The organism is Streptomyces endophytica, from assembly GCF_026153355.1.
In the GTDB taxonomy this organism is placed as follows: domain Bacteria; phylum Actinomycetota; class Actinomycetes; order Streptomycetales; family Streptomycetaceae; genus Streptomyces; species Streptomyces endophytica.
In genome coordinates, this window is sequence record NZ_CP110636.1 from 6,487,389 (window position 1) to 6,508,740 (window position 21,352).

Consider the following 21,352-nt stretch of genomic DNA (forward strand, 5'->3'; position numbering starts at 1 on the left):
GGGAAGGGGTGGACGGCTGATGACCGAGCAGTTCGTGGGGTCCGGCTGGTCGTTCCCGCTGCGTATCGGGCCGACCGGCGGCATCGCGCTGGTCAGCGGCGAGCGGGAGATCGAGGAGGCGATCCGTCTCGTCCTGGCGACCGCGCCCGGAGAGCGGCCCATGCGGCCCGAATTCGGCTGCGCCATCCACGACTTGGTGTTCGCCCCGGTCAACGAGCAGACCGCGGGCCGCATCCAGCACGAGGTGTACGTCACCCTGGACCGCTGGGAGCCGCGGATCGAGGTCACCGACGTCGAGGTGACCGCCGGCACCGACCGCAGCGTGCTGTACATCGACATCCGCTACCAGATCCGCGGCACCAACAACCCGCGCAGCCTCGTCTTTCCGTTCTACGTCATCCCCTCCCATGAGGAGGACGGCTCCGGCGGCGGTCCCTTCGACGACGGCTCCGGCAACTCCCCCGAAAGCGAACGCTGATGTCCCTGCCTTCCCCCAACCTCGACGACCGCCGCTTCCAGCAGTTCGTCGACGACGCCAAGCGCTACATCCAGCAGCGCGCCCCGGAGTGGACCGACCACAACGTCTCCGACCCGGGCGTCACCCTCGTCGAGACCGTCGCCCACATGGCCGACCAGATCGTCTACCGCCTCAACCGGGTGCCCGAGAAGAACCACCTGGCGTTCCTGGACCTCGTCGGCGTCACCCTCTTCCCGCCGTCGGCGGCCCGTACGGACGTCACCTTCTGGCTGTCCGCACCCCAGGAGGAGGCCGTGCTGGTGCCGGTCGGCACCGAGGTGGCCACGCTGCGCACGGAGCAGGAGGAGGCGGTGGTCTTCGCCACCGAAGACGAACTGGACATCGTCCCCTGCGCCATGAGCCGTCTCATGGCGCAGCACCGGGGACAGCCCGTCGCCGACCACACCGTCGCACTCGCCGAAGGCACCCACGTACGGTGCTTCGCCGAAGCCCCCGGCCCCGGCGACTGCATGCTGATCGGCCTCACGGCTGCCGTCCCGCACTGCGCCGTCGCCCTCGAACTCGACAGCCGGGTGGACGGCGTCGGCGTCGACCCGAGACAGCCGCCGCTGGTGTGGGAGGCGTGGACCGAGGACGGCTGGCAACCCTGCGAGGTCGACCGCGACGGCACCGGCGGCCTCAACCGCGCCGGCGACATCGTCCTGCACGTCCCCGGCGGCCACGCGCTGTCCCGCAACGGCGGCCACGAGGCCGGCTGGCTGCGCTGCCGGGTCACCGCACCCCTGCCCGGCCAGCCCTTCTACACCACGTCACCGACCGTACGATCCGCCGAGGTCTGCACCATCGGCGGCACCACCCGCGTGGTCCACGCCGCCACCGTGCACGACGAGGCGCTCGGCGAATCCACCGGCCTGCCGGGGCAGCGCCGGCGGCTCGCCCACGCACCCGTCGTCGGTGACGACCCGCCCCTGCTGCTCCAGACCGCCGAACACGACGGCTGGCAGGACTGGCAGGTCGTCCCGCACTTCGCGGGGTCCCGGCCGGACGACCGCCACCTCACCCTCGACGCCACGACCGGCGAGATCGCCTTCGGCCCCGCCGTCCGCGAAGCCGACGGCACCCTGCGCCAGTACGGCATGGTCGCCCCCAAGGGCGCGGTCATCCGTGCCCGCCGCTACCGCACCGGCGGCGGCCGGACCGGCAATGTCACCCGCGGTGCCGTACGGGTCCTGCGCACCTCCATTCCGTATGTGTCGGAAGTCGTCAACCGCGAAGCCGCACGGGGCGGGGTGGACGGCGAGACCGTCGAGGAGGCCAAGGTCCGGGCCCCGATCACGCTCCGCGCCCAGGAACGCGCCGTCACCCTGCGGGACTACGAGGAACTCGCCCGCCGGGCCGCCCCCGAGACCGCCCGCATCACCTGCCTGGAAGGCGAACGGGACGAGCACGGCGCCTACGCGGTGCGGGTGCTGGTCGTGCCGCAGGCCGTCCCGGACCCCGGCGGCCGGCTGCGCTTCGAGCAACTCGTCCCCGGCGACCGCCTGTTGGACCGCATCACCCGCCACCTCGACGCACGCCGCCTCATCGGCACCAGACTCGCGGTCGGCCCGCCCTACTACCAGGGGGTCACGGTCGTCGCCACCGTCCACGCCTTCCGCGGTGCCGACACCGACCGGGTGCGCCGCCAGGCCCACGACGCCCTCTACCGCCACCTCGACCCGCTCACCGGCGGCGCGGAGGGCCAGGGCTGGCGCTTCGGCCGACCGGTCCAGTCGGGCGAGGTCTTCGCCATCCTGCAACGGGTCCCCGGGGTGGAACTGGTCGACGAGGTCGTACTGCATCCCGCCGACCCGCTGACCGGCCGGCGCGGCGATCCGACCGACCGCATCGACCTGGAACCGCCGTCCCTGGTCTTCTCCTTCGACCACCGCGTACGGGTGATCGGAGACGGGACGTGAGGACATCGACGTACACGGGAGGCCGGTCATGAGAGGTTCCGTCGACGGCCTCGGCTCCTCCGCCCCCATCGGTGCGATGCTCCCGGCCGTCTTCGCCGACGACGATCTCGCCCTGCGCTTCGTCGCCGGACTCGACGACGTCCTCGCGCCGATCCTGAACGTGCTCGACTGCCTGGACACCTACTTCGACCCCGCCCTCACCCCGGCCGACTTCGCCCGCTGGCTCAGTACCTGGGTGGGCGCCGAGACCGACGGCACCGAACCCGAGCCGCGGCTGCGCGCCGCGGTGGCCGCCGCGGTCGGCCTGCACCGCGTCCGGGGCACCCGGCGTGGGCTGTCGGAAGCGGTACGGCTCGCGTTCGGCGTCGAACCGGAGATCACGGAGAGCGGCGGTGCCGCCTGGAGCGCGCGCCCGCGCGGCTCCTTCCCGGGCAGCGCCCGCCCCCACCTCCACGTCGCCCTCCGGCTGTCCGACCCCACCCCGGCCGACACCTACCGCCTGGACACCCTCGTGGCCGCGGCCCGTCCCGCGCACATGCCCTACACCGTCACCGTGACGGCCGCTGAAAGGAACTCGGAGAAATGACCACGCAGGACTGCGGTGAATGCGGAACCCGCGCGGAACCGGGGCAGTCGTTCTGCGACGCCTGCGGTGCCGTCCTCCGCTGGGATCAGGCCGGTCGGCGTACCTGCCGCCCGGCGGCCGCGGACGCCGGTGCCGGCCGGGCCGCCTCCGCCCGACCCGGCGGCAGCGGCCCGGCGCCGGCACCCGTCGGTACCGACGTGCCGCCCGCTCCCTCCGGCCCGCCCGGCAGCCGCCCTGCGGGGGCGGCCCCGGAGCACCCCGGGGACCGTGACGGCGCCAGGACGACCGGCGCGTCCCGGCCCGCCCCCAACGCCCCGGACCTGGAGGACACCGCCCCCGACAGCCCGCCGCTGCGCACACCTGCGGACAGCTTCCCCCCGGACGGTCGGATGGCCGACCGCGCCCGTTCCCTCGTCGTCCCCGTCACGGACCCGGAGGCCACCCCTCCGGTGCCTTTCCCGGCCGTGGCCCCGGTCCTCCCCGGCCGACCCGACACGGACCGGCCCGTCGTACGCGCCCCCGGCCCCCAGCAGGGGACGGTGCACGGCCCGTCCTGCCCCTGGTGCACCACCCCGAACCCACCCGACCGCCATTTCTGCCGGCACTGCGCGATGCCGCTCGCCGAGAACGGCGCACCCGCGCCCACGCAGCCCGGACACCGCCCCTGGTGGCGCCGTCTCTTCGGCCCCGGCCGCCATGAGATCCCCTGGGCCGGCGACCGCCCCCGCCTCCGCCGCGCGTTCGACCGCATCGGCACCTGGATCACCGCCGCCATCGCCGTGGCGCTGCTCGTTCTCGGTGTGCTGTACGTCCCCGACGGCATCCAGGCCGTGCGCGACCATTTCGCCGAGCGTGCGCCGGTCGAACCGGACGGGATCCGGGCCTCGCGGTCCTACCCCGGCCACGGACCGAAGCTGGCCTTCGACAAGCTCAACAACACCTGGTGGGGCCCGGGGGTGTCGGAATCCGGCCAGGGCGAGTGGATCGAGGTGAGTTTCGCCCACCCGACCCGGCTGCTCGACCTCATCATCACGCCGGGTGTGTCCACTCGCGCCGACCAGCTCGGCAAGTCCGCCCTGCCGCACCGGGTCAAGGCGACGATCACGACGAAGGACGGAGGGACCACGACCCGTGAACTCACCCTGGATCCGGCCGCGGGCGGACAGCGCCGTGCCTTCTCCGTCGGTGAGGTGACCAGGGTGCGTTTCACCATCGAGTCGGCCCATGCCGCGTCCGCGGACAAACAGCTGGCCATAGCGGAGATCGAGCTCTTCGGCCGGTCCGGTGGGGACCAGTCCTGAACCGTCCGTGGGCACCTGAGGCCGATGCGTCACAGCGATATCTCGCGCAGCTGGCGGCGCGAGGAGATGCCCAGTTTGCGGTACACGTTGCGCAGGTGGGTGTCGATGGTGCGGGGGCTGAGGAACAACATCACGCCCACTTCCTTGGATGTTGCTCCGGTGGCCACCTTTCCGGCGATGAGCCGTTCCTGCGCGGTGAGCCGGCCGAGGGGGTTCTCACCGTGTCGGTGCGGCTGTTCGCCGGTGGCCCGCAGTTCCCGGGCCGCGCGGTCGGCGAAGGCGCGGGCACCGAGGCCCGACAGCACGTCGTGCGCGGCCCGCAGCTCGTCGCGGGCCTCGGCGCGTCGGTTCTCGCGGCGCAGCCACTCCCCGTACGTCAGCCGGGCGCGGGCGTGGAGCACCCGGACCCGGGTCCGGGCGAAGTGGGCGATGGCCTGTCGGTGCAGCGTTTCGCGGTCCCCGCCCCGGTCGAGGAGGGCCTGTGCCTGCAGCCATTCGGCCACGGCCCAGGGGACGGGGTTCGTGCGGGCCAGTGCCTCCAGGTGCTTCATGGCCGCGACGGCGTCCTCGCCGCGTCCGACGCGCGCGGCGGCTTCGACGAGCTCGGTGTAGACGGCCCAGATCGAGTAGGAGCCGGCCTGGTGGCGGCGCTGGGCCGCCAGCGCGGCGTCCAGGGCCGCCTCGTAGTTGCCGAGCCCGTTGTGCAGCACCGCCCTCGCGTAGTGCTCGCCGACCGTTTCGAAGGGCCGCCCGTCACGACCCAGCAGCTCCCGCAATTCTTGGTACCGGTTGAGGTCACCTCGGAAGCCGGTGAGGACCAGTTCGGGCCCCAGGAGCGGTACCGTGCCCGCCGCCTCGTCAACGGCCCGGGCCTCGCTGAGGCTGCCGGCCGCTTCGTCGAACCGGCCGACCGAGACCCTGGCGACCGCCTGGTACCGCAGCGCCTGCGGCAACGCGGCGAGGGCACCTTGGCGGCGCGCCACATCCACCTGGCGGTCCGCCATCTCCTCCATCGCCTCGTCATCGCGCAGGTCGATGACGACCTGGCAGAGCAGGTTCATCCGCCAAGGGCTCGACGAGGGGGCAGCCGCACGGCACGCCGCCACCGCCTCACGCATCGCGGGCACCGCCCGCTCGACGGGCAGCATGGTCTGATCCAGCAAGGCGTCGAGCAACAGATCGACCGGCCGGGCGGATTCCCGCTGTGCCGCCCGCTTGCGGATCCGGACGCCGAGCTCCTTGAGACGGCCGGGCTGGTTGTCGTTGTACATGAACGACGCGAACGCCTCCAGATAGGTCTCCCTCGCCTGGTCGGGAGCCAACTCCGTGACGACGTCGACGAGTCTGGCGGTGGCCTGCGGGCTGTGGGAAAGCTGGTAGTCGACCCGTGCCCGCAGCAGGCGCGCCGCGGCGCGGCCCGCGTCGTCCATCGGACGGCGCTCCGCCCGGGCGACGAGCGCACGGGCCGCGTTCGGCGCCCCCGCCTGCAGCCGCAACCGTGCCGCGGCGAGCAGCCGCGCGGCTTGGCGGTCGGAGGCCGGTGTCAGCTGCCCGGCCCGCTCCATGAAAGCGGCGGCCGCGGCGAATCCGCCGCGCAGACGTGCCCGATCGGCGGACCGTTCCAGCTCCGCGGCCACGGTCTCGTCGGCGTCGACGGCCGCGTGCGCCCGGTGCCATGCCCGGCGGCCGGGGTCGGTCTCCGGATCGGTCGACTCCGCGAGAGCACCGTGCACGCGTCGGCGCATTCCCGGGGTGGCCGATGCGTACACCGCGGAGCGCACGAGCGGATGCCGGAAACGCAGCCGCGGCCCCAGGGCCAGAAGTCCGGCGTTCTCCGCGACGGTGAACCCTGCGGGATCCAGCCCCAGAGCCTTCGAGGCACGACGCAGCAGGCCGAGATCGCCGACCGGCTCCGCTGCGGCGAGGACCACCAGCGATCGCGTGGCCTCCGGCAACCGCTCGAAGCGGTGGACGAACTGCTCCTCCAACGCGTCCACCACGCTGGCCCGGAAGCGCCGTGGGCCGGGAACCCCGAACGGCTCCGCGTGGTGGGCGAACTCCAGCAGCGCCAGCGGATTGCCCCGCGCCTCGGCCAGGATCCGGTCGACGACCTCGGCATCCAGCCCGGCATGCGTCGCCGCTCCCAGCACGGCCCGGGCGTCCTCGTCACCCAGACCCGCGAGCGGCAATCGCGGCAGATCGGCGAGTCCGGACACCGAGCCGACGTCCCGCGCGGCGAACACCACCGCGATCCGCTCGGTGGTCACCCGCCGGGCCACGAAGACCAGCGCCCGCCGCGAGGCGTCATCCATCCACTGGGCATCGTCCACCACGCAGCAGACCGGTTTGTCCCGCGCCACCTCGCGCAGCAGCCCCAGGACGGCAAGACCGACCGTCAGCGGGTCGGGCGAGGTCTGCGCGCCGAGGCCGAACACTCCCTCCAGTGCCCTCCGCTGCACTGGAGGAAGTGTCAGACGGTGCTCGAGTACCGGGGCGCACAGCTGGTGCAGGGTCGCATAGAGGAGGTCTTGCTCGAACTCCGTACCGGCGGCCCGCAGCACCTCGAACCCGTCCAGCGCCTCCACCTCGGCGTCGATGAGGGCAGACTTGCCGATCCCCGCCTCACCCGCCACCACAACTGCCCCACCACGCCCGGAGGCTGCCGAGGTCACTAATCGATCGAACTCACGCCGCTCTGTATGTCGGGCCACGATCTGCACTGAATTCGACCTCCGAGTCGGTAGTGCTGGCTGGCACGTTCTTGAATCCTCATCATGTGGAGAAGGCTCTGGGGCGCTGACGGTTGTGCGGAAAGGGTGTGGCGCTTCAACGGCTCGAGCTTGCGGGGTGCTGCGGCCGGTCCGCCACAAAAGCCGGCCAGTTGGGGACACCGGAACATGGAAATGGGCTCTGACCAGGGGAAATGTTAGCCGCCTGGAACGCGGAAGTGGGACGCGCCGGGGTACCGACGAGCCGGGACGTGACCGCAGGGGGTTAGTCGGTCGTTAGCGGAGCATCAGCCCGGCGATAGCGGCCGCGGTCAGAGTGGGTGACGTAGAAGACGATGGCATCGACTGTCCCCGGGGCCTGCAATGAGCGCCAGCACCACCGCCCGCACCGCCCGTCGCCGCACCCTGCGCATCGCCGCCGGCTGGTCCGGACTCCAGAGCACCGATGCCAAGACCGCCATCACATCGGCCGCCGCGGACAAGCAGTCGGGCGGCACGCACGCCACCGGCGGCGCCAAGACGGGAACCCCGGTCCGCACCCAGACCCTGGCGGACGGTATCAGCAAGGCCGAGATCTACCAGCTCGACGCCCAGCACTACCGCGCCAAGATCGTCGCCCGCGGATCGGTCGTGGCCACGATGGAGACGACCGGGCAGGACGCCGACGCCGGACTCGACGCCAACGACATGTACATCGTGCTGAGCGCCGGCGGCGTGCTCAGCGCCCACAAGTAGAGGCCTGCGGCCGTCGGTCAGAACTTGACCGTCGACACCGTGTACACCACGGGGTGGCCCGGCTCGTCGTAGCTGACCATGATGCGCTGCGACGGGTGCGGTCCGCGGCTGGTGACCGTGGTGCCCGCCCAGGGCCAGTCCACGCTGAAGTCCCAGCCGACCTTCGCCGCCTGGGCGGGCGGGATGGTCTTGCGGTCCTTCTTGAGGGCGGCGGTGCTGGTGCCGACGGCGGCGAGGTAGTGCTCCAGGCCCCACTCGTTGGTCCGGAACTGGACGAACAGCGAGCTGGTTTCCCAGGAGTTGGTCTCGTAGTAGTAGACCGGGGTCGAGCCGATCGGTACCGGGACGTTGTAGATCCGCTGCTGGACCTTGGAGGGGAAGGCGTTGGTCAGGCCGGTGGCGGCGGCCTCGGCCTCCTTGCCCTCGCCGCTGTCGCGGCTCTGCTCGGCGGAGATGACGATGTAGCCGGCCGGGATCGCGATCAGCAGGAAGACGATCAGCGCCGTCAGCAGGGGGCGGCGGCGCTTGGCCCGGGGCGGCAGGGCGGTGTGGTGGTCGTCGCGCATGGTGGGGGTTTCGGTTTCGGTCATCGGCGGCCGGCCCGTTCATAGCGCTCGTAGCGCTCGACCCGGCGGCGGTTGGCACGGCGGAAGCGGCGGGCGACCAGGCGTGCGAGGTCCGCGGCGCCCACCATGCCCGCCTCGGGGCCCAACTGGGCCTTGGCGATGGTGGCTTCGGGGCGGTAGCCGCGGCCGGTGAGATGGCGCCGGAAGGCGTCCCGGGCCGGGGCGATCAGCAGGTCGTCGGCGGCGCTGACGCCGCCGCCGATGACGAAGCAGGACGGGTCGAGGGCCGCGGCGAGGTTGGCGATGCCGACGCCGAGCCACTGGCCGATGTCCTGGAGGAGCTCGACGCACATCGCGTCGCCCTCGCGGGCGAGCTCGGTGATCAGCGGCCCCGTGATGTCGCCGATCCGGCCGCCGACCCGCTCGATGATGTTGTACGCGACCGGGGAGTCGGCCGCGGCCAGCTCGCGGGCCTCACGCACCAGGGCGTTCCCGGAGCTGTACTGCTCCCAGCAGCCGCGGTTGCCGCACGGGCAGCGGTGGCCGCCGGGCACGACCTGCATATGCCCGAATTCGCCCGCCACCCCGTATTTGCCGCGCTTGACGGCGCCGTCCTCCAGGATCGCGCCGCCGATACCGGTGCCGAGCGTGATCATGACGAGGTGGTCCTCGCCGCGGCCGGCGCCGAACCGCCATTCCGCCCAGGCGGCGGTGTTGGCGTCGTTGTCGACCATGACGGGGACCGCGAGGCGGCCCGCGAGGCGGTCGCGCAGCGGCTCGTTGCGCCAGTTCAGATGCGGGGCGAAGAGGACCTTGGAGCGGTCCGCGTCGACCCAGCCGGCCGCCCCGATGCCGACCGCGTGCACGTCGTGCCGGTCGGAGAGGTCGAGCACCAGCTCGGTGATGGTGTCCTCGACGACCTTGGGGCTCTTGGACTTGTCCGGGGTCTCGGTGCGGACCTTCTCCAGGATGGTGCCGTCCGCGTCGACCACGCCCGCCATGACCTTGGTGCCGCCGATGTCGATGCCCACCGTGGGCACGCGCGGGGCGGTCAGGTGGGAGCGCCGCTCGCGGGTGCCGACCGTACGCAGCACGGTGGCTCTGGCCGATCCCCGGTGCACCCGGTCCCGGTACATGCTCATCGACCCACCTCTTCGCCGTTACTCCCCCATTGCCTGAACGGCGCGGGTGGTACCCCCATGCGTTGGCTGCGTGCTCGCAAGAGTCGTCTCGTCCCTAGGGGGGTCTCGGGAGGCCGGGGCCTCGGCGTGCGGGTTCGGTGCGATTGTGCATCACCGGCGGCGTCCGGCGCACCGCGACCGGCAGTGCCGCGCCCCGCGCGGCCGGGTGGCCGGTGCGGGGCGCGGCATGCTGCTGACCTGGTCAGTCGGGCCGGTGGCCGCCGGGGAATTCCGGGGTGGCGGTGCGGGCCAGCTCGTGACTGAGTTGTTCCAGTTCGCTGCCGCCCGCCATTTGACGGGTCAGCTCCTCCAGGGCGATCTCCTGCTTGGTGTGGCTGCCGGCCATGGTGCCGCGCTTGAGGAGGACGAAGCGGTCGCCGACGAGGTAGGCGTGGTGCGGGTTGTGCGTGATCAACACCACGCCGAGGCCGGCGTCCCGGGCGGCCGCGACGTACTTGAGGACGACGCCGGACTGCTTGACGCCGAGCGCCGCCGTCGGCTCGTCCAGGACCAGGACCTTGGCACCGAAGTAGACGGCGCGGGCGATGGCCACGCACTGCCGTTCGCCGCCCGACAGGGTGCCGATGGGCTGGTCGACGTCGCGCAGGTCGATGCCCATCCGCAGCAGCTCGCTGCGGGTGGTCTCGCGCATCGTGGCGACGTCGAGGCGCTTGAAGGGGCCGATGCCGGTGGTGGGCTCGGAGCCGAGGAAGAAGTTCCGCCAGACCGGCATGAGGGGGACGACGGCGAGGTCCTGGTAGACGGTGGCGATCCCGCGGTCGAGGGCCTCGCGCGGGGAGGCCAGGGTGGTCTCCTCGCCCTCGATGGTGAAGGAGCCGCGGTCGTGCCGGTGCAGTCCGGCGATGATCTTGATGAGGGTGGACTTGCCGGCGCCGTTGTCGCCGAGCACGCAGGTGATCTCCCCCGCGTGCACCTCCAGGGACACGCCCTCCAGTGCCCGGACGTTGCCGTAGTACTTGCTGACGTCGGTCAGCTCGACCAGCGCTGTCATGCCTTGTCCTCCGCCCGCTTGCGGACCCATGCGTTCAGGAGTGTGGCGAGCAGCAGCATCGCGCCGAGGAAGAACTTGTACCAGTCCGGATTCCACTGCGCGTAGACGATGCCCTTGCTGGCCATGCCGAAGATGAAGGCGCCGACGGCGGCGCCGATCGCCGAGCCGAAGCCGCCGGTCATCAGGCAGCCGCCGACCGCCGCGGCGATGATGTACAGGAATTCGTTGCCGACGCCGTCGCCGGACTGGATCGCGTCGTAGGAGAACAGCAGGTGCTGGCCGGAGATCCAGGCGGCGAAGGCGACGCCCGTGTAGAGGCCGATCTTGGTCTTGGTGACCGGGACGCCGACCGCCCGCGCGGCGTCCGCGTTGCCGCCCACCGCGAAGATCCAGTTGCCGACGCGGGTGCGCAGCAGGACCCAGGTGGCCAGGGCGACCAGGGCGATCCACCACACGATGGTGACCTGGATGTCGACACTGCCGACGGTCAGGTGCGAGGCGAAGAGGGTGCGGGCCGAGTCGAAGCCCTCCATGTCGGCGATGGACTTCGTCGACACGGTGCCGCTGATCAGCTTGGTGAAGCCGAGGTTGAGGCCGGTCAGCATGAAGAACGTGCCGAGCGTGATGATGAAGCTGGGCAGTTTCGTCCGGGTCAGCAGGAAGCCGTTGAACGCCCCGATGGCGAGGGTGACCAGCAGGGACACCCCGACGCCGACCCAGGTGTTGGCGGTCATCTGGTAGCTGAACATCGACGAGATCAGCGCCGAGCTGACGACCATGACGCCGGCCGAGAGGTCGAATTCCCCGCCGATCATCAGCAGCGCCACCGGTACGGCCATGATCCCGATGGTCGAGGAGGCGTAGAGCACGGTGGAGAGGCTGGAGGCCCGCAGGAACGGTTCGGCGACGAGCGAGAAGAAGACGAAGACCGCGGCGGCGCCGACGACCGAGCCCAGTTCGGGGCGGCCCATCAGCCGGCGGGCCAGGGAGCGGTGCAGCAGCCGTTCGTCCTGGACCGGTGCCTTGAGGGTGGTGGTCATCGGGTACCCCGCTTCGTGTAGTCCTGCAGGGCGCCGGCGTCCTTCTTGGTGATCACCTGCGGCCCGGTGAGCACCGGCTTCCCGCCGCCGAGGGTGTCGGAGTTGTACTTGTACAGCCAGAGCAGGTCGACCGCCTCGTAGCCCTGGAGGTAGGGCTGCTGGTCGACGGCGAAGCCGAGGGTGCCGTCCTTGAGGCCGGCCGCGACCTGGGCATTGAGGTCGAAGGTGTCGATCTCGGCCTTGCTGCCGGCCTGTTCCCTGGCCTTGACGGCGGTGGGTGCGAAGGGTGCGCCGAGGGTGACCACGGCGTCGATGGACGGGTCGGCCTGGAGCTTGGACTCGATGGAGGACTGCACGTCGGGCATGTTGGTGCCCTCGACGTAGAGCTTCTCCAGCTTGCCCTTGAAGGTCTTGGCGGCGCCCGCGCAGCGCTGTTCGTGGCCGACGTTGCCCTGTTCGTGCAGGACGCACAGGGCCTTCTTGCGGCCGCGCCGGTTCAGCTCGTCGCCGACCGCCTCGCCGGCCACCGTCTCGTCCTGCCCGATGTGGGTGAGCGCGCCGAACGCCTTGGACTCCTCGGCGCCGGAGTTCACGGTGATCACCGGTATGCCGGCCTTCTCGGCCTTCTCGACGACGTCCTTCATGGCGTTGGGCTTGGCGAGGGAGACGATCAGCCCGTCGACCTTCTGGTCGATGTAGGACTGCACCAGCTGGCTCTGCCGCTGGGCCTCCTCGTCGTGCCCGTAGACGAACTTGATGTTGTCCTTGGCGGCGGCCTGCTGGGCGCCGTTCTGCACGATGTCCCAGAAGGTGTCGCCGTCTCCCGAGTGGGTGACCATCGCAAACGTCCACCTGGGGGTGTTCACCGCGGCCTTGCCGCCGGCGACCTTGGCGGCGCGCTCGTCCTCGGCGCGCTTGCCGCCGGTGCTGCTGCATCCCGCCAGGGAGGCGCCGAGCACCGCCGCCAGCACGGCGCTCACGACGCGTCCCCTTCTTCGAACCCTTGCCACGAGGACTCGCCCTTCCCGCTGATCTCGCCGTGTCGGCTGCGTCGGTCGTATTCGCTGTGTGGGCCGCCCGGCCGGGGCGGGTGCGCTGCCGCACTCCGGCGCCGGCCGGCCGGGGCCAACCGGCCAAGTATCCGTTACCGGTGATCTGTCCCGGTTCATGGGGTCGTCCCGTCTTCCCTCTGGTCTCACCTGGTGCCTCGCCCGGTGTACTCGGTCAGCTGGGGTACGTCCTTCTGCGTCACCAGCGCGGGCCCGGTGAGCACCGGCTTCCCGCCGCCGAGGACGTCGGCGTTGGTCTTGTGCAGCCAGAGCAGGTCCACCGCCTCATAGCCCTGGAGGTAGGGCTGCTGGTCGACGGCGAAGGTGACGTCCTTGGCCTTGAGCAGTTTGACCACGGCGCCGTTCAGGTCGAACGTCGCGATCTGCGCGCTGCTGCCGGCGTCCTGCTTGGCCTTGACCGAGAGCGCCGCGATCGGGGCGCCGAGGGTCACGATGGCGTCGAGCGACTTGTCGGACTGCAGCTTGGCCTCGATCGAGGACTGGGCGGCGGGGGCGTTGGTGCCGTCGACGTTGAGGTTCTCGACGGTCCCGTGGAATCCCTTGCGGACACCCGCGCAGCGGTCCTCCAGGGAGACGTTGCCCTGCTCGTGCAGGACGCAGAGGACCTTCTTCACACCCCGGTGGTTCAGCTCCTCGCCGACCGCGCGGCCGGCCACCGACTCGTCCTGCCCGATGTGGGTGAGCGCCCCGTACGCCCGGGAGAACTCGCCGCCGGAGTTGATGGTGATCACCGGGATGCCCGCGGCCTCGGCCTTGCGGACGGCGGCCTTGACGGCCTGCGGTTTGGCGAGGGTGACGATCAGCCCGTCGACCTTCTGGTCGATGTAGGACTGGATCAGCTCGGCCTGCTGGCCGCCCTCCTTGTCGTGGGCGTAGAGGAACTTCACGTGGTCCTTGGCGGCGGCCTGCTGGGCGCCGTTCTGGACGATGTCCCAGAAGGTGTCGCCGTCGCCGGCGTGGCTGACCATCCCGATGGTCATGCGGGTGCCGCCGGCCTCCTCGTCCTTGGCGTCCTGGCCGCCGGTGGCGCTGCACCCGGCGACCAGTGCGACGGTGGTCAGTAAAGCGGCGGCGCTGCGGAGGGTGAGCCGCCGGACGCCGGTCGTACGCACGCTGATCATCGTGGAACCGCCTTTTCTCCACGGCCGCCGGAATGCGGCTGGAGGAGTTGTAACGGCCCGCGCGGAGCCACGTCAATGCTTTGTCAGAACATTCTGACGAAAGCACATGGACGGGCGAACGCGCGGCGCGGCCGGCTCGGGCGGGTCCCCCACGGACCGCCCGCCGCCCTCACGGCCGTACGAGCAGCTGGAACTCGAAGGCGTAGCGCGACGCCCGGTAGACGTGCGAGCCGAACTCCACGGCGCGTCCGGTGTCGTCGAAGGTCGTCCGCTGCATCGTGAGCAGCGGGGCGCCCTCGGGCTCGTCGAGCCGCTGTCCCTCCTCCGCGGTCGCCGCCCGGGCGCCGACGGCCTGGCGGGCGCTGTGCAGGGTGATCCCGGCCGTCCGCATCAGGCGGTACAGCCCGGTCTCCTCCAGTTCGGCGGTGTCCAGCCTCAGCAGGCCGGCGGGGAGGTGGTTGCGCAGGTGGGCGACCGGTTCGCCGTGGGTCAGCCGGAGCCGCTCGACCAGCGCGACCTCCGCGCCCTCGGCGATGCCCAGCGCGGCGGCGACCTCGGCGTCGGCCTCGATGGTGGTGTTGAGCAGCACCCGGGTGGCCGGCTTCTGCCCGGCCGCCTCCAGGTCGTCGTAGAGGCTGCTCAGCTCCAGCGGGCGCTTGACCTGGCTGTGCACGACCTGGGTGCCGATGCCGCGGCGGCGCACCAGCAGGCCCTTGTCGACCAGCGACTGGATGGCCTGGCGGACCGTGGGCCGGGACAGCCCTAGCCGGCCGGCCAGCTCGATCTCGTTGCCGAGCAGACTGCCGGGCGCCAGTTTGCCGGTCTCGATCGCCGCCTCCAGCTGCTGTGACAGCTGGAAATACAACGGGACCGGACTGCTCCGGTCCACGCTGAACTGAACGGGGCTCTCGGCGCCCAGGGCCTGTTCCGTATCGCGTTTCCCCACGTTCGCGAGCGTATCCGCCCGCACAGATGACGGGAAGTCCGGAGGTCACATTGTCCGGACATGGGTGGCAACCGTGCGGCCGCGGCGGGCTACCAGGGCAGCGGGCGGCCGTCCCGGAAGAAGCCGCCCGTGGGGCCGTCGTCCGGCAGGGTCGCCGCTCGGACGACGCCGGCCGCGCCCTCGGCGACCGGACGGCCGCCCGGCCCGCCCATGTCGGTGGCCACCCAGCCCGGGCAGACCGCGTTGACCAGCACGCCGTCGGCCCGCAGCTCGGCGGCCAGCATCCGGGTGAGCGCGTTGAGCGCCGCCTTGGACGCGGTGTACGCGGGGGTGCCGCCACCCATGTTGGTCAGTGAGCCGGCCTCGCTGGAGACGTTGACCAGCCGCGGGTGGTCCGAGGCGCGCAGCAGCGGGGCGAACGCGATCGCGGTGCGCCACGGCCCGTAGAGGTTGGTCTCGGCCACCTCGCGCACCCGGGCGAGATCGGCGGTGACGGCCCGCTGCCCGGTGTCGTAGCCGATGGCGGCGTTGTTGACCAGCACGTCCAGCCGGCCGAAGCGCTCGGCGACCTCGGCCGCGGCCGCCGCCACCCCGGCGTCGTCGGTGACGTCCATGCGCAGCGGCCGGACGTCCCGGCCGGCCCCGGGAGCGCCGCGCAGTTCCGCGGCCGCCCGCCGCACGGCGTCCGGCGCGCGCCCGGTCAGCAGCACCGTGTACCCGCGCGCCGCCAGCTGCCGGCACACCTCGCGGCCGATACCGCGGGTGGCGCCGGTGACGAGGGCGACGGGTCCGGTGGGAGGTTCGGCGTCCATGGGGCCATCTTCCGTCCCCGATTTCCTGCGCGTCCAAGACCGTTTCTGATAACCCATGGCTATGGATGCTCATCTGCGGGACCTGCGCTACTTCGTCGTCACGGCCGAGGAGTTGAACTTCACCCGGGCCGCCGAGCGGCTGTTCATCTCCCAGCCGGGGCTGAGCAAGCAGATCCGGCAGCTGGAGGACGGGCTGCGGGTGAAGCTGTTCGTCCGCGACCGGCGCACGGTCACGCTGACCGCGTCCGGTGCCGCGCTGCTGCCCCGGGCGCGGGAGCTGGTCCAGCTCTGGGACGAGGCGCAGCGCGCGGTCAGCGACGCGGCCGCCGCGGAGGCCGCCGTGCTGACCCTGGGCATCTCGACGAGCACCGGCCGCGGGCTGCTCCCCGCGATCCGCGCACGGCTCGCCGAGCGCCGCCCCGACTGGCGCCTCCAGGTGCGCCAGATCGACTGGGCGGACGCCACCGCCGGGCTCGCCGGCGGCGAGACGGACCTGGCGCTGCTGTGGCTGCCGTTCCCCGGGCAGGAGCAGTTCGCCGTGCAGGTCGTGGCCACCGAACCGCGGTGGGTGGCGCTGCCGGCCGGCCACCGTCTCGCCGGGGCCGCCGAGATCCCGTTCGCCGCGCTGCTCGACGAACCGTTCCTGGCACTGCCGGAGACCGCCGGGGCCCTACGGGACCATTGGCTCGCGGTGGACGAACGGGACGGCCGGCCGGTGCGCATCGGCGGAGTGGTCGCCAACGCGGACGAGACCTTCGAGGCGGTGTCCGAGGGCCTCGGCGTGGTCCTGCTGTCGGCCGGGAACGCCGAGATCTACCGGCGTCCCGGCGTCGTCGCCCGCCCCGTCACCGGCCTGACGCCCGCCCAACTCGCGCTGGTCCGCCGCCCGGACGACCACCGCACCGTGCTGCGCGACGTCCTCGACGCCGTCCGGCACCACGCGGCACCGCCCGTCACCCCCTGACCGAGAACCCCACCCGTCCGCACGTCCGCTGTGAGGAGTTCCCATGTCCGTACGCCGGGTCGTCCCCGACCTCCGCTCGACCGCCCTGGAGGAGAACCGTGACTTCTACGGGCTGCTCGGCCTGGAGGAGGTCATGAACCAGGGCTGGGTGATGACGCTGGCCGCGCCGGCCAACCCCACCGCCCAGCTCACCTTCCTGACCGCGGACCGGACCGCTCCGGTCACCCCCGACCTCAGCATCGAGGTCGACGACGTGGACGCGGCCTACGCCGCCCTGCGGGCCGCGGGCGCGACGATCGTCCGGCCCCTCGCGGACGAGGAGTGGGGCGTACGCCGCTTCTTCGTCCGCGACCCGGACGGACGGGTCGTCAACGTCCTGGGCCACACGGTCAGTCGGCCCTGACGGCGAACGGACCGCCGTCCCCGAAGACCCGCTCGGCGAACCGCTCGCCGATACGGCGGTGACCGGCCGGGTCCGGGTGGAGCGCGTCGGGCAGCGGCAGTTCGGCGTGGTCCGCCTCGCCGTAGAGCACCCGGCCGTCGAGGTAGTGCAGGTTCGGGTCGTCGGCCGCCCGCGCGGCGGTGATCCGGGCCAGCTCGTCCCGGATGCGGTTCAGCGTGAGGCGCCCGGGGTCCTTGGGGTCACCGAGGGCCGTGAAACGCAGCGTCCCGGAACTGAAGTCCGGCGCGCCGGGTCCGGGGGTGTCCTCGTGGACCGGGCACAGGACGGCCGACACGACCAGCAGCGGCGCGGTCGGGTGCCCCTCGCGGATCGTGTCGAGGAAGCCGTGGACCGCCGGCCCGAAGGCGCGCAGCCGCATCAGGTCGTGGCCGACCAGATTGATGCCGATCTTGACGCTGATCAGGTCCGCGGGGGTGTCCCGCATGGCGCGCGCGGTGAACGGGTCCAGCAGGGCGTTGCCGCCGAAGCCGAGGTTGATCAGCTCCACCCCGCCGCGGGCGGCGGCCAGCGCCGGCCAGGTCGCGGTGGGGCCTTCGGCGGTGGAGCCGTGGCTGATCGAGCTGCCGTGGTGCAGCCAGACCCGGCGGCCGTGGTCCGGGGCGGCCTCGACCGGGGCGTCCGTGCGCAGCGCGATCAGCTCGGTGGTCTCCGTCTGCGGCAGCCAGATCTCGATGTCCTTCTCGCCGGCGGCGAGACCGGTGAACCGGAGGGTGCCGGGCGGGCCGGGGCGGGTGACGATCGCCTGGGTGGCCATGTCGATGGTGCGGACGTTGCCGGCCGCGACACCGGCCCGGGCGGTGAACCGGCCGTCCACGACCAGGTCGTACACGCCGTCCGGCTGCGGCGGGGCGCCCTCGTAGACCGTCTTCGTGGGGAGCGTGTCCAGCTCGACGGCGGTGGCGCGGGTGCGGAACACCAGCCGTACGCCGGAGGGCTGGGACTCGACCATGGCCAGGTAGTCGTCCGGCCACTGCTGACGGGCCCACGCGGGCAGCCGGTGCGGCAGCACGCCGTGCGCGGTGCGCTCCACCTCCAGGGCGCCCCGCAGGAGGTGCGGTTCCACGGGGGTGGTGATCCAGTTGGTCACGCGGGCCTGCCTGCGGGGGTCGAGAACGTCCGAGGGACGCCGTCGAACGGAAAGATCATGACCATCAGCCTGCCCGTCGTATGCCCGTTTCGCACCCGCTTTTCCTCAGCCGCCGCCGGCCGGACCGTTCCCGGCCGGGTCACCGCCGGCCGGACCGTTCCCGGCCGGGTCACCGCCGGCCGGACCGTTGCCGGCCGGCCCGTTGAGGGACAGCACCGTGCCCTGTGCCACCGCGCACAGGCGCTCGGCGCCGTCCGTGTCGAGCACCGTCAGATCGCACCGGCACACGGCCTGGCGGCGGCCGGCGTGGACGACCTCGGCACGGGCGCGGAGCGTCCGGCCGCGCGCCGGCCGCAGGTACTGGATCGAGAAACCACCGGTGACGATGGCCGGGCCCAGGGCGGTGGCCGCGGCGAACGTGAGGGTGTTGTCGGCGGCGTACGACAGCACCCCGCCGTGCACGAACCCGTACTGCTGCAGCAGTTCCTCGCGAATGTCCAGCTCCAGCGTCGCCCCGCCGTCCCCGAACGCGGTGAGCCGCGCCCGCAGCAACCTGCTGAACGGCTGCTCGTCCAGGCCCTTTTGAGCCGTCGCGAGATCGAAGGCCGCGGCGGGATCGAAGGCCGCGGCGGGATCGATGCCCGCGGCGGGTTCGATGCCTGCGCCGTCCCGCTCGGTGTCCGTCATCACTCCCCCATCCAGACGTTCTCGTACGTCCGGTAGGTGCCGTCGTGGGTGGCCAGATGCACCCACTGGTTCACATAGGCCGTGAAGTCGTGGTCGCCCCGGGGCAGCGCATAGGCCTTCTCGGAGAAGGTGAAGGGCTTCTCCGGGTGGAGCGAGCAGAGTTCGGGGTGGAGCTTGGCCTGATAGCGGGTCTCGCTGGCATCGGTCATCATCACGTCGGCGCGGCCCGCGATGATCTCGTCGAAGATCGTGGTGTTGTCCGGATGGACCTTCAGGGTCGCGTGCTTGATGTGGGCGCGAGCGAACTCCTCGTTCGTGCCACCGGGGTTGACGATGACGGTCGTGCCGCGGCGGTCGATCTGCTCCAGCGTGCCGTACTTGTCCTTGTCCGCACAGCGCACGATCGGGGTCTTGCCGTCCGTGCGGGTGGGCTCGCTGAAGGAGACCGCACGGGCCCGCGCCAGGGTGATCGAGACGCCGCCCATGGCGATGTCGCAGCGCCCGGCCGACAGATCGCCGACCAGTCCGGCCCAGGTGGTCGGGACGTAACGGGGCTTGGCGTCCAGGCTCCGGGCGAGGTCCTGGGCCATGTCGATGTCCACCCCGCGGTAGCTGCCGGTCCCGGGGTCGCGGTAACTGAAGGGGCGGTAGTCGCCGGTGGTGCACACCCGCAGCACCCCGCGCCGCGGAACGGTGTCGAGCGCCGACGCCTGCCGTCCGTGGGCCGGAGCGAGCCTTCGTGCCGGGGCGGGGGTGCCGGACGCCGCCGGGGCGGCTGCGGTGACGGCGAGCAGACAGGCGAGGGCGGAGAGGGTGACGGCACGCTTCATCGGGTCTCCTGGGGCTCCTTGGGCCGCGGGGCGCGGGGCTGACGCCTCATCGGGTGATCGCGCGCTCAGCCTGGCAGAGCCGGTGATCGACGTGAAGCCCTTGCCCGGGGACCGGGACGGCCGGCCGGACGGCCGGGGAGGGTAGGAGCCGCGCACCCGTCAGCCCTTCAGCCGTCGGCCCGTCAGACCGGCGAGGCCCGGCAGCCGTCAGACCGCCGGAGCCCGGCAGCCCTCAGGGCGGGCCGGTGGACCGACCGCCCGGCCGTCAGCCCATCAGTCGCCGTACAGGCCGTCCTCGTCGTCGCCCGCCGCCCTGTCCTGGGTGGCTTCGGCGAGACGGGCGAGGAGCTCGGCGGCGCGCTTGGCGACGGTGTCGCGGTCGCCTTCGGAGAGGGCGGCGCCCATGCCGACGGCGGCCGCGCCGGCGGCGATCCACTCGGGCGCGCTGTCGACCGTCACCCCGCCGGTCGGCAGCAGCGGCGCCTGCGGGAGTGCCGCGCGGACCTCCCGGAGCCAGGAGGGGTCGTGGGCCGCGGCGGGGAAGAGCTTGAGGGCGTCCGCGCCGAGCTCCAGGGCGCGGACGATTTCGGTGGGCGTCGAGACGCCGGGGAAGACCGGGACGCCGTAGCGGTGGGCGGTGCGGATGACCTCGGGATCCAGGCTGGGCGAGACCAGGAAGCGGGCCCCGGCGTCGACCGCCATCCGGGCCGACATCGCGTCAAGGACCGTGCCCGCGCCGATGACCGCGTCCTCACCCAGCTCACGCGTCAGCGTCGTGACCGCCTCCAGCGCGAAGGGGGTGGTCATGGATATCTCCAGGGTCGTGATGCCGGCCGACAGCAAGGTGTCGGCGGTGGCGCTCGCCTCGTCGTAGGTCTTGCTGCGAACGATGGCGAATACGCGCTGCGCCAGTGCGGCCCGGGTGATCTCCCAGCGATACACGGCAGTTCGCCGTCCTTCCTTGTCTGCGACACACCATGCCGGACCGCCCGGCCATGGCGGATACGGCACTTTCCCGGGCGCGCCGCAGCAGCTGACCCCACATGGTCCCTTGTCCGCCGATGCCCGCCCGCTCCTCGTTTCCACCGAAACGCTACCGGGAACCACCGACAATCCTCTCTCGGGGGGTGCGCCCCGCGCGCCCCTTCTGCCAAGAAATGCGAGAAGAGCGAGGTCAGAGGGGGCGCACGGCGAAGCGGCGGCCGGGGTGCGCAAGGCACCCCGACCGCCGCGGCGGGTGGTTTCCGGGTCGTTCGGCCGACCCGTGCGCCGGTTGAGCCGGTCTCAGCAGTTCCGGTCGACCAGCTCGAACGTGGAGTAGTGGTCGGCGGTGTAGTAGTCCTCGTCCTTCTTCTCACCGGCCACGATGCGCCGGGCACCGCGGTCGGGCGAGCCCGGGGTGATGACCGTGTACTCGTGGTAGTAGCCGGTGCTCTGCTTCGGCAGGACGCCTTCGCGGTTGTCGAAGACCGTCCCGTCCTTCGGGTACGGGAAGGGGCCGCCCTTGGCGATCAGGTCGAGGGTGTCATGGGCCTGCGAGGGCAGCTTGGAGTAACAGACGCTGCCGACGTCCTTGACGTGCACGGCCGTTGCGTACGCCGTCGTGGCGTGCGGGGTGGCCGTGGCGGAGGGGGTGGCGGCGACCGCGGTCCCGCCGAGGAGAAGAGCCGATGCGAGGGCGCCCGCGGCGCCGATCCTGGTAATCCGTGGGGGATTCTCATGCCTCCCAGAATGACGCGCGTAGACATGGCCCTGTCAATCCCAAGAGGCCGATGTTTCCCCGGAG

Annotated in this window: 20 protein-coding genes and 1 pseudogene; 7 read left to right on the plus strand and 14 right to left on the minus strand. The window is 72.1% G+C overall.

Annotation, left to right across the window (positions count from 1 at the left end; genetic code table 11):
* The first annotated feature begins 19 nt into the window (after positions 1-19).
* The 4 genes from OJ254_RS28950 to OJ254_RS28965 are packed head-to-tail and all read left to right on the plus strand — an operon-like array spanning position 20 to position 4,323.
* Positions 20-478, plus strand: a complete 459-nt coding sequence (locus tag OJ254_RS28950; protein WP_265364749.1) for a GPW/gp25 family protein — start codon at positions 20-22, stop codon at positions 476-478.
* A complete protein-coding gene (locus OJ254_RS28955; RefSeq protein WP_265364750.1) occupies positions 478-2,436 on the plus strand; it encodes a putative baseplate assembly protein in 1,959 nt (652 codons plus the stop codon). Before OJ254_RS28950 ends, OJ254_RS28955 begins: the two co-directional genes overlap by 1 nt.
* Before the next feature lie 28 nt (positions 2,437-2,464).
* Positions 2,465-3,022, plus strand: coding sequence for a phage tail protein (locus OJ254_RS28960; RefSeq protein ID WP_265364751.1), 558 nt, complete (start codon positions 2,465-2,467; stop codon positions 3,020-3,022).
* Positions 3,019-4,323 carry an NADase-type glycan-binding domain-containing protein gene (locus OJ254_RS28965; RefSeq protein ID WP_265364752.1) on the plus strand — a complete coding sequence of 435 codons (1,305 nt, stop codon included), beginning with the start codon at positions 3,019-3,021 and terminating at the stop codon, positions 4,321-4,323. Before OJ254_RS28960 ends, OJ254_RS28965 begins: the two co-directional genes overlap by 4 nt.
* 29 nt (positions 4,324-4,352) lie before the next feature.
* Here the strand turns inward: OJ254_RS28965 and OJ254_RS28970 are convergent, their stop codons facing one another.
* A complete protein-coding gene (locus tag OJ254_RS28970) occupies positions 4,353-7,214 on the minus strand; it encodes a helix-turn-helix transcriptional regulator (RefSeq protein WP_341483748.1) in 2,862 nt (953 codons plus the stop codon).
* A 201-nt stretch (positions 7,215-7,415) separates the two neighbouring features.
* Between OJ254_RS28970 and OJ254_RS28975 the strand changes: the two genes are divergently transcribed.
* On the plus strand, positions 7,416-7,787 hold the full coding sequence (locus tag OJ254_RS28975) for a hypothetical protein (protein ID WP_265364754.1): 372 nt from the start codon (positions 7,416-7,418) through the stop codon (positions 7,785-7,787).
* 17 nt (positions 7,788-7,804) lie between these two features.
* Here OJ254_RS28975 and OJ254_RS28980 read toward each other — a convergent pair whose 3' ends face one another.
* From OJ254_RS28980 to OJ254_RS29015, 8 genes are all read right to left on the minus strand, one after another.
* Positions 7,805-8,377 (minus strand): hypothetical protein, encoded by a 573-nt coding sequence (locus OJ254_RS28980; RefSeq protein ID WP_265364755.1) that lies wholly within the window; start codon positions 8,375-8,377, stop codon positions 7,805-7,807.
* On the minus strand, positions 8,374-9,495 hold the full coding sequence (locus OJ254_RS28985) for an ROK family glucokinase (RefSeq protein WP_261954969.1): 1,122 nt from the start codon (positions 9,493-9,495) through the stop codon (positions 8,374-8,376). The genes OJ254_RS28980 and OJ254_RS28985 overlap by 4 nt, the downstream gene beginning before the upstream one ends.
* Before the next feature lie 241 nt (positions 9,496-9,736).
* Complete coding sequence (locus OJ254_RS28990; protein WP_265364756.1) at positions 9,737-10,546, minus strand: ATP-binding cassette domain-containing protein; 810 nt, start codon at positions 10,544-10,546, stop codon at positions 9,737-9,739.
* Positions 10,543-11,586 (minus strand): ABC transporter permease, encoded by a 1,044-nt coding sequence (locus OJ254_RS28995; protein WP_265364757.1) that lies wholly within the window; start codon positions 11,584-11,586, stop codon positions 10,543-10,545. Before OJ254_RS28995 ends, OJ254_RS28990 begins: the two co-directional genes overlap by 4 nt.
* Complete coding sequence (locus OJ254_RS29000; protein WP_481005427.1) at positions 11,583-12,596, minus strand: sugar ABC transporter substrate-binding protein; 1,014 nt, start codon at positions 12,594-12,596, stop codon at positions 11,583-11,585. The genes OJ254_RS28995 and OJ254_RS29000 overlap by 4 nt, the downstream gene beginning before the upstream one ends.
* Before the next feature lie 185 nt (positions 12,597-12,781).
* Positions 12,782-13,777, minus strand: coding sequence for a sugar ABC transporter substrate-binding protein (locus OJ254_RS29005; RefSeq protein ID WP_265364758.1), 996 nt, complete (start codon positions 13,775-13,777; stop codon positions 12,782-12,784).
* A gap of 169 nt (positions 13,778-13,946) precedes the next feature.
* Positions 13,947-14,723, minus strand: a complete 777-nt coding sequence (locus tag OJ254_RS29010) for a GntR family transcriptional regulator (protein ID WP_279351984.1) — start codon at positions 14,721-14,723, stop codon at positions 13,947-13,949.
* An 89-nt stretch (positions 14,724-14,812) separates the two neighbouring features.
* A complete protein-coding gene (locus OJ254_RS29015; protein ID WP_265364759.1) occupies positions 14,813-15,535 on the minus strand; it encodes an SDR family oxidoreductase in 723 nt (240 codons plus the stop codon).
* A 61-nt stretch (positions 15,536-15,596) separates the two neighbouring features.
* Between OJ254_RS29015 and OJ254_RS29020 the strand changes: the two genes are divergently transcribed.
* Both OJ254_RS29020 and OJ254_RS29025 read left to right on the plus strand, forming a co-directional pair.
* Positions 15,597-16,499 (plus strand): LysR family transcriptional regulator, encoded by a 903-nt coding sequence (locus tag OJ254_RS29020; RefSeq protein ID WP_265364760.1) that lies wholly within the window; start codon positions 15,597-15,599, stop codon positions 16,497-16,499.
* A gap of 43 nt (positions 16,500-16,542) precedes the next feature.
* Positions 16,543-16,902: a VOC family protein gene (locus OJ254_RS29025; RefSeq protein WP_265364761.1), complete on the plus strand. Its 360-nt coding sequence runs from the start codon at positions 16,543-16,545 to the stop codon at positions 16,900-16,902.
* On the opposite strand, the gene OJ254_RS29030 is transcribed toward OJ254_RS29025, so the two are convergent.
* The 5 genes and pseudogenes from OJ254_RS29030 to OJ254_RS29050 form a co-directional block, all read right to left on the minus strand.
* Positions 16,889-18,049 carry a GDSL-type esterase/lipase family protein gene (locus tag OJ254_RS29030; protein WP_265364762.1) on the minus strand — a complete coding sequence of 387 codons (1,161 nt, stop codon included), beginning with the start codon at positions 18,047-18,049 and terminating at the stop codon, positions 16,889-16,891. The two genes, OJ254_RS29025 and OJ254_RS29030, sit on opposite strands and share 14 nt — an antisense overlap.
* Before the next feature lie 207 nt (positions 18,050-18,256).
* Positions 18,257-18,736 (minus strand): annotated as a pseudogene (locus tag OJ254_RS29035) (PaaI family thioesterase); the annotation flags it as partial.
* Complete coding sequence (locus tag OJ254_RS29040; RefSeq protein WP_265364763.1) at positions 18,736-19,566, minus strand: transporter substrate-binding domain-containing protein; 831 nt, start codon at positions 19,564-19,566, stop codon at positions 18,736-18,738. The gene OJ254_RS29040 and the pseudogene OJ254_RS29035, both read right to left, overlap by 1 nt.
* Positions 19,567-19,839: 273 nt before the next feature.
* Positions 19,840-20,508 carry a bifunctional 4-hydroxy-2-oxoglutarate aldolase/2-dehydro-3-deoxy-phosphogluconate aldolase gene (locus tag OJ254_RS29045; RefSeq protein WP_265364764.1) on the minus strand — a complete coding sequence of 223 codons (669 nt, stop codon included), beginning with the start codon at positions 20,506-20,508 and terminating at the stop codon, positions 19,840-19,842.
* Between the two features lie 342 nt (positions 20,509-20,850).
* On the minus strand, positions 20,851-21,270 hold the full coding sequence (locus tag OJ254_RS29050; protein ID WP_265365351.1) for a ribonuclease: 420 nt from the start codon (positions 21,268-21,270) through the stop codon (positions 20,851-20,853).
* Between the last annotated feature and the right edge of the window lie 82 nt (positions 21,271-21,352).